This window comes from Thioclava dalianensis (assembly GCF_000715505.1).
Lineage (GTDB): Bacteria > Pseudomonadota > Alphaproteobacteria > Rhodobacterales > Rhodobacteraceae > Thioclava > Thioclava dalianensis.
The window spans coordinates 1-7,541 of the sequence record NZ_JHEH01000063.1 but is presented as its reverse complement, the minus strand read 5'-3'; the positions used below and the strand labels follow the sequence as shown (position 1 = coordinate 7,541).

General features: G+C 63.8%; 7 protein-coding genes. 1 reads left to right on the top strand and 6 read right to left on the bottom strand.

Annotated features, from left to right (window positions below; all coding sequences use genetic code 11):
• Positions 1 to 163 precede the first annotated feature (163 nt).
• The 6 genes from DL1_RS20070 to DL1_RS20045 form a co-directional block, all read right to left on the bottom strand.
• On the bottom strand, positions 164 to 1,063 hold the full coding sequence (locus tag DL1_RS20070; protein ID WP_051693720.1) for an HAD-IIA family hydrolase: 900 nt from the start codon (positions 1,061 to 1,063) through the stop codon (positions 164 to 166).
• Positions 1,063 to 1,878, bottom strand: a complete 816-nt coding sequence (phnE, locus tag DL1_RS20065; RefSeq protein ID WP_038070003.1) for a phosphonate ABC transporter, permease protein PhnE — start codon at positions 1,876 to 1,878, stop codon at positions 1,063 to 1,065. Before phnE (DL1_RS20065) ends, DL1_RS20070 begins: the two co-directional genes overlap by 1 nt.
• Positions 1,878 to 2,708, bottom strand: a complete 831-nt coding sequence (gene phnE / locus DL1_RS20060; protein ID WP_038070000.1) for a phosphonate ABC transporter, permease protein PhnE — start codon at positions 2,706 to 2,708, stop codon at positions 1,878 to 1,880. The genes phnE (DL1_RS20065) and phnE (DL1_RS20060) overlap by 1 nt, the downstream gene beginning before the upstream one ends.
• On the bottom strand, positions 2,705 to 3,514 hold the full coding sequence (gene phnC, locus DL1_RS20055) for a phosphonate ABC transporter ATP-binding protein (protein WP_038069997.1): 810 nt from the start codon (positions 3,512 to 3,514) through the stop codon (positions 2,705 to 2,707). Before phnC ends, phnE (DL1_RS20060) begins: the two co-directional genes overlap by 4 nt.
• 69 nt (positions 3,515 to 3,583) lie before the next feature.
• Positions 3,584 to 4,555 (bottom strand): phosphate/phosphite/phosphonate ABC transporter substrate-binding protein, encoded by a 972-nt coding sequence (gene phnD, locus DL1_RS20050; protein ID WP_038069994.1) that lies wholly within the window; start codon positions 4,553 to 4,555, stop codon positions 3,584 to 3,586.
• A 60-nt stretch (positions 4,556 to 4,615) separates the two neighbouring features.
• Positions 4,616 to 5,410 carry a DeoR/GlpR family DNA-binding transcription regulator gene (locus DL1_RS20045; protein ID WP_038069991.1) on the bottom strand — a complete coding sequence of 265 codons (795 nt, stop codon included), beginning with the start codon at positions 5,408 to 5,410 and terminating at the stop codon, positions 4,616 to 4,618.
• 170 nt (positions 5,411 to 5,580) lie between these two features.
• Here DL1_RS20045 and DL1_RS20040 point away from each other — a divergent pair, with 170 nt between their 5' ends.
• Positions 5,581 to 7,218 carry a Na/Pi cotransporter family protein gene (locus DL1_RS20040; protein WP_038069988.1) on the top strand — a complete coding sequence of 546 codons (1,638 nt, stop codon included), beginning with the start codon at positions 5,581 to 5,583 and terminating at the stop codon, positions 7,216 to 7,218.
• Positions 7,219 to 7,541: the final 323 nt, after the last annotated feature.

Sequence of the window (7,541 nt, the reverse complement as noted above, 5' to 3'; positions counted from 1 at the left end):
TTTGCGTCTTTCAAAAAAGGAGACTCCGGCCTCATGCCCCCGAACGGGGGCGCACGACCGGCAGCGCAACATAGCACCGCGCCGCGCTCTTGTCTGAAAATTCGACGCCGTTCAGCTGGACCCGCTTGCGCGACGCGATGGCGGGTTGGCTCGGAACAAGCAGTCAGGGCCGTTCGAGGATGAAATCGGGAACGATGCCGCAAGAGGCGATGGCCTCCTGCGCATCCGCGCCGCCAAAGAAGCCGTAGCCCGCGATCAGCGCGGAGCGGATGCCTGCGGACTGTGCGCCCAGAATGTCGGTGTGCAGGCTATCGCCCACCATCAGCACGCGGGCGGGGTCGACCGGACCGAGCCGCGCGAATGCGAGATCGTAGATATTGGGGAAGGGCTTTCCGAAGAACTCGGGCGAAAGGCCCGTCGCATCGGCCAGCCTATGCGCGAAATGCCCCGGCTCCTTGGAAAATCCAACCTCGCGGGGTGCTACGATATCGGGATTGCCGACCCAGACGGGGCGCGGATTGTCTCGGATCGAGGCTTCAAGCAGGTCTTGTCGGTCTTCGGTCCATTCCGCCGCTCCGATCATCAAAAACCCCTCGGCCGCGTCATAGGCGGCGCGGTCTTCGGCAAGCCATGTCACGTCGAACTGGGCCAACTCGCCCAGACCCGCAGCCCGGCTCGCCATCAATCCCCAAGCGCGGGCAGGCGCCTTGCGGAGCGCGCAGATGAGCGTGGCGCGGCTCGTGATGACGTCCTCGGGCGCGAAGTCATAGCCGAGCCGGGTGTATTTTCGCATGAGGGTGTCATGCGGAAAGCCCGCCGCGTTCGACACGACCAGCACCCGCTTGCCGGCCGCCTGCAGCGCCGCGACGCGCTCTGGGGTGCCCGCGATTGCAGTCTCGCCAATATTGAGCACGCCGAACGCATCCAGCAGGAACACGTCGAACAGATCGGCAAGCTCCGAGAGGTCGCGGGCCGTCTGGCTGGAGCGGGGCGTGCCGGGCGCGGGCAGCCGGTGGCGCGCGCGCTCATAGGCGGCAAGCGCGCCTTGAGTGGTCAGTGACATCAGATGATAGCTCCGCGTACTTTCGCCGATACCCACTCGCTTATCACCACTGCGAAGAGGATCACCAGAAGGATCAGGCTCACTTGCGGCCATGCGAGCGTGTTGAGCGAGGCCGATAGCTGCAGCCCGATACCGCCCGCGCCGACGAGGCCGAGCACGGTGGACTCGCGGATATTGATGTCCCAGCGGAACACCGCGACGCCTGCGAAGGCGGGCAGGATCTGCGGCACGATCCCATAGGCCATGACCTGCCAGCGCGAGGCACCCGTCGCTGTGATCGCCTCGACCTGAGCGTGCTCGATCTCCTCAATGGCTTCGTAGATCAGCTTTGCGCAGAACCCTACGGAGCGGATCGCAATCGCGATGACACCTGCGAAAACGCCGGGGCCGATGATCGCGATCAGCAGGAGCGCCCAGATCAGCGAGTTGATCGAGCGCGTGGAGACGATGATCAGCAGCGCGATGGGCCGGACGATCAGCTTTGAGGGCGTGGTGTTGCGCGCCGCCAGAAAGGCGACCGGCACCGCCAGCACCAGCGCGATCAGCGTGCCGAGCGTGGCGATGTTGAGCGTGTCCCAGATCGGTTTGCCAAGCTGGCTGAGATACTCCCAACGCGGCGGGGTGGCGCGGGTCCAGATATCGCCCGCGATGCGCGGCGCGTCCTGCACGAAGAACCATGTGGTGGCTCCCGAGATCCGCTGCCAGCACACGACAAATGCCGCGAGACCAAGCAGCCAGCCGAACCAGAGCACCAGCGATTTGCCGGTTGTACGCCGACGCCAGATGCGCGTGTCGTTTTCTGTGAGTACTGGCATTACTGAACCCTCGTGCGGATCAACCCTGAAAGATATTCAAGGCCCATGACGATCCCGATGATCAGGATCAGGATGGCGGCGGCGGTGTCGTATTCGTAGCGATCGAACGCCGTGTTGAGCGTCGCACCGATGCCGCCCGCGCCGACGAGGCCAAGGATCGCGCTTTCCCGGAAATTGATATCGACGCGATACATCGACAGCCCCACCAGTCGCGGAATGACCTGCGGTTGCACGCCGTAATTGATCCATTGGCTCCAGCGCGCCCCCGTGGCGCGGACCGCCTCGGCCTGCACGCGGTCCATCGCCTCGATGTCTTCGGCAAGCAGTTTCGACAGAAAGCCGATTGTGGCGAAGCTGAGCGTCAGGAAGCCCGCAAGCGGCCCGAAGCCAAAGATTGCGACCAACAGGATGGCGACGATGATCTCTTGCAGCGCGCGGCTGATCGCGATGATCGCCCGGCACAGCAGATAGACGGGCAGGGGGGCAATGTTGCGCGCAGCCCCAAGCCCGATCGGGATCGAGATCGCGATGCCCACGACCGAGGCCGCGACGGTGATCACGATGCTCTCCAACAGGCCTTCTCCGATGTCGCTCCCACGCGAGACGAAATCGGGATGCGCGAAGGCGCCGATGAACGCCATGCCGCGGTCGAGCCCGTCATAGACCCGCGCCCAATCGACCGGGATCGTGAGCACCGCGGCGATCAGATAGACCACGAAGCCCAATGCGAGCGCCCAACGCAAGGCGGGCCGCTTGATGAAGGCAGGCTTGCGCCAGCGCCGCCCGAGCAGCGCCTCCAACTCGCCCGTGCCCGTGCCGACGCCGCTCATGGCGCCACCGCCGCAACAGGCGCGGCCTCCTCGGTCTCGTCCTCGACTGTCTCGATGGTCGCTTCCCAATCCTCTTCGCCGTAGATCTCGGTCAGCTTATCGGGGCTCAACTCGGTCGGGCCGCCGTCGAAGACGATCTCGCCAAAGCGCAGACCGACGACGCGGCTGACGAACATCTGCGCCAGCGCCACATCGTGAATATTGATGATCGCGGCCAACCCACGCTCGGCGCACAGCTCGCAGATCAGGCGCATGATCTGGCGCGAGGTTTTCGGGTCGAGCGATGCGGTGGGTTCGTCCACCAGCAGCAGTTTCGGGTCCTGGATCAACGCGCGGCAGATCCCGATGCGCTGGCGCTGGCCGCCGGACAGCTCATCCGCACGCTTGTCGGCCATATGCAGCAGGCCCACCCGGTCGAGCAGGCGAAAGGCCTCGTCGACATCTTTTTGCGGGTAGCGCCGCGCGAGCGAGCGCCAGAAGCCGACATAGCCGAGGCGTCCCGACAGCACGTTCTCCATCACCGTCAAGCGCTCGACCAGCGCGTATTCCTGAAAGATCATTCCCATCTTGCGCCGCGCGCGGCGCAGCGCGCCCGCGCCCAGCCGGGTCAGCTCGGTCTCATCAAGCCAGACCTCGCCGCTGGACGGCTCCACCAACCGGTTGATGCAGCGGATCATCGTCGATTTGCCCGCGCCCGACGGACCGATCAGCGCCAGGACTTGCCCGTCTGGCACCTCGAGGTCGATCATTTTGAGTGCCTGATCGCCGGTGCGATAGGTCTTTACCAGTTTCTTGAGTTGCAGCATGGCCGCTCCTTCCTGCCCAATTTGGGGTGGCGCCTCGCGAGGCCACGAGGCGCCACCCGGAAGTCTGCGTCACTGGCAGGTGTATTTCACGCCGTTGGCCGCGTCGATCTTGCGGATCACCTCCCAGAAATCCTTGTAGTTCATCGGGATGAACTGCTCTTCGCCGGATTTCTCGAACTCCTCCTGCAGGCTCGTGCCCTCCCAGTCGAAGCTGAAGAACGCATCCTTGATCTGGTCCTGCAACTCGGGCTTGAGGTTGTAGACGACGCCGAAACCGGTTGTCGGGAAGGTCTGCGATTTGTAGATCGAGACCACCTGATCGGGCTTGACCACGCCGCGCTGCTCCATCCGTTCGAGCACGGAATTGGCGATTGCGCCTGCGGGATAGTCGTGATTGGCGACACCGAGGATCGTGTTGTCATGCTTGCCCGAGAACACGGCCTTGAAATCGCGATCCGCAACCATGTCATAATCGGATTTCAGGATTGCCGAGGGGGCCTTGAAGCCCGAATTCGAGGTGGGGGAGGAAAACGCCAGCTCCTTGCCCTTGATGTCCTCCATCTTCTCAATGCCCGAGCCGGGATAGGTGATGATCTCCATCTCGTAGCCGAAGCCGCCATCCTTGCTGGCCATGATCGTGAAGGGGCGGAAGCCCGCGCAGTTCACCGCCAGCGGGTTCGATCCGGTATTGAAGCCCGAGATATGCAGCCGCCCCGAGCGCATCGCCTCGATCTGGGCCGCGTTGGACTGGACCGGGAAAAACACGACCTTCTTGCCGGTTTTCTCTTCCAGATAGGTCAGGAAATCGGCCCATGCGGTCTTGTAGACGGCCGGGTCTTCCACCGGGGTATAGGCAAAGATCAGCGTGTCAGGGTCGAGTTGCTGGCTTGGATCACTCGGCACATCCGCGACGAGGTCGCCATCGGTGTCACAATAGCGCGCATCAAGATCGCCATGCGGGCAATCCTGCGCAAAGGCCGCGTTTCCGAATGCCAGAAACGAGGCTGTCGCAGCCGTCATCAGCAGTTTAACTTTGGTCATTATGTCCTCCCAGATATTGACCGGCCCGGCGCCCCGGGCATTTCTCCCATTTTGGTGGTGTTACTTCGCGAGCAGCACCTCCACGTCGTTGTCGCGCAACGCCTCCTCCAGATCGGCAGGCGGGGCGCTGTCCGCGACCACCGATGTGAGCGCCCCGAGCGTCGCCGCGCGGGTGAAGCCGTGAACCCCGAACTTCGATCCAAGGATCAACAGCATCCCGGTCTTCGCCTGCGCGAGCATCACGCGCTTGATCGCGGCAAAGCCCGGCACGCTTTCTGAGACCCCGTCGCGCGAAAGTGCCGTCGCGCCGATCACGGCGCGTTCGACATGGTGGCGCGCCAGAAATTCGAGCGTCTCTTCTCCCACGACAGCCGATTCCGTGGGCAGGTAGCGGCCCGGGGCAAGGATTACCTCCGCCGCCCCGCTTCCTCCCAGAAGCATGGCGATGGGCAGGGAATTGGTGAGCACGCGGCACGGCGTGCCCGCCATGGCGAGGAACCGAGCCATTTGCTGCGTGGTCGAGCCCGCGTCGATCATCAGCGTCTCGCCGGGGGCGATCCACTCTGCGGCCAGACGCCCGATGCGTTCGCGTTCCTGAAACTGGTTGCGCTCGCGCTCGTTGAGGGTCGGGTACTGGCCCGGATGGGGGCGCGAGGCCCCGCCATGCGCGCGGTCGATCAGCCCCTTTTCCGCAAGCGCGTCGAAATCCCGCCGGATCGTCTCGGTCGAGACCGCGAACTGTTCCGCAAGCTCTGAGATCCGCAGATGAGGGCGCAGCTTCAATTCGAACAGGATCTGTTCGCGCCGGTCGCGTTTGCGCAGCCGTGTGCCCTCATTCTTCACGCGCGCGTCCATTGTCTCTCCGACAGGGAAACCCTCACTCTTCTTCCCAAATTGTTGTGGTCTATGCCGCGCAAAAGCAAGAATAATGTTGCTATGGCCACATTTTGATGCAGTTTATCTTGGGAAGAACCGCATGCGCTCGGCATCCGACCGAATGTAAAACGCGGGATTTGGGAGAGCGCATGATCTATTTTCTGATCAATCTCGCGGGCGCGGTGGCACTGCTGCTTTGGGCGGTTCGGCTGATCCGCACCGGGGTCGAGCGCGCTTTCATGGCCTCGCTGCGCAAGGCCCTGCGCCGCACCGCCGGGACCCGGATCAGCGCGATGGGGGCGGGGACATGCGCTGCGATGTTGCTGCAAAGCTCGACCGCCGTCGCGATCCTGACCGCGGGGTTCGCCGCGAGCGGGACCGTGACCGCCGTGTCGGGCGTCGCGCTCGTGCTGGGGGCCGATCTTGGCTCGTCGATCGTGGCGCAAATCCTGCTCTCCCCGATTCATGTGCTCGTGCCTGCGCTCTTGGTGATCGGCGTCATGCTGTTTCTCAAATCGAAGGCCCGGCGGCCGCGTCAGGCGGGGCGCATTCTTGTGGGTCTGGCACTGGTTCTGCTGGCGCTCGGTATGATCGGCGAGGCGACCGCGCCGCTGCGCGAAAGCGAGCTTGTCGATGCGGTGCTCACGCGGCTGGGCAGCGATCTCGTCTCGGCCTTCCTCCTCGGCGCTCTGCTGACATGGGCGATGCATTCCTCGATTGCCGCGGTGCTGATGTTCGTGACCTTCGCAGGTCAGGGCCTGTTGCCTGCGCCGGGGGCTGCGGCGATGGTGCTGGGCGCAAATCTCGGCGGGGCGATCATCCCGGTCATCCTCACCTTATCCGCCGATCCGGTGCCGCGGCGGATCATGGTCTCGAATTTCGTCCTGCGTGGGGGCGGGGCGGCGTTGGTGCTGATCGGTCTGATCGTCGATCCGCAAGCGCTTGGCTTTCTGGGCAGCACGGTGGCGCGGCAGGTCATCAACCTGCATCTGGTCTTCAACCTCGGCGTGGTGCTGGTCTCGCTGCCGCTGATCCCTTCGGTGCTGCGGCTTGCCGAAGCGGTCGTCGTCGAGCGCAAGGAGGCGTCGCAGATGCGGATCACGGCCCTCGATCAGGACGGGCTGGGCAATCCGGGCCATGCGCTTGGCAATGCGGCCCGCGAGTTGCTGCGCATGGGCGAGCAGGTCTTCGAGATGTTGCAGCCAGCGCTCGGGCTTTTCGTGCATTGGGACCCGGAGGTCGCCGCCCGCATCAAGCGCAACGAAAACGAAGTTGACCGGATGCATTACGAGATCAAGCTTTATGTCGCGCGACTCAATGAAACGCGCCTGAGCACAGAGCAATCCCGGCGCGCGATGGAGATCGCGATGGTCGCGAACCACCTCGAGGATGCGGGCGATCAGATCTCGACCAACCTCGTCGCCCTCGCGCAGCGGATCTATGAGCGCGGCCTGACCTTCTCGGACGAGGGCTTGCGCGAGTTGACCGATTTCCATGATCGCGTTGCGTCGAATACGCGTCTTGCGCTGAACGTGCTGATGTCAGGCGAGCTGGAAGATGCCCGCCAGCTTGTTGAGGAAAAGGACCGCACCCGCGCCGCAGAGGCGGACTTGCAGGCCGCGCATCTGGCCCGTCTGCGCGCGAATAACAGCGCCTCCGTCGAGACCACGAATATTCATCAGGAAACGGTGCGCGCGCTCAAACAGATTAACACGGATGTGACCTATGTCGCCTATCCGATCCTTGAGCAGGCAGGCGATCTGCGCGCGACGCGGCTGACCGGGTGATCGGCCACGGGGCTGCGGACCGGCAACGCGTGTGCCCTTCGCGCGCCGTCAGCCGTCTGTGGAGCAGGTGACGGTTTTCCAACCTTCTATTTTCTGAAGCCTCCCCTCAAGCCGAGCCCGCACAAGGTCGAGCGCGTCACTGCCAGCGGAAGCTGCGTCAGCGGGCCCCCGCCGGACGGATTGTCGAGAGTTTGGGGCGCATAAGGGAAAGCGTCACTGCAGATCTCTCCGTACCAGATCTCGCAGCCGCAGCTGGGATGAGCGTTTTATCCTATCATGCCCATTTCAAGCAGCTTAGGGTCAGGACTTCGGTAACGGGGGCG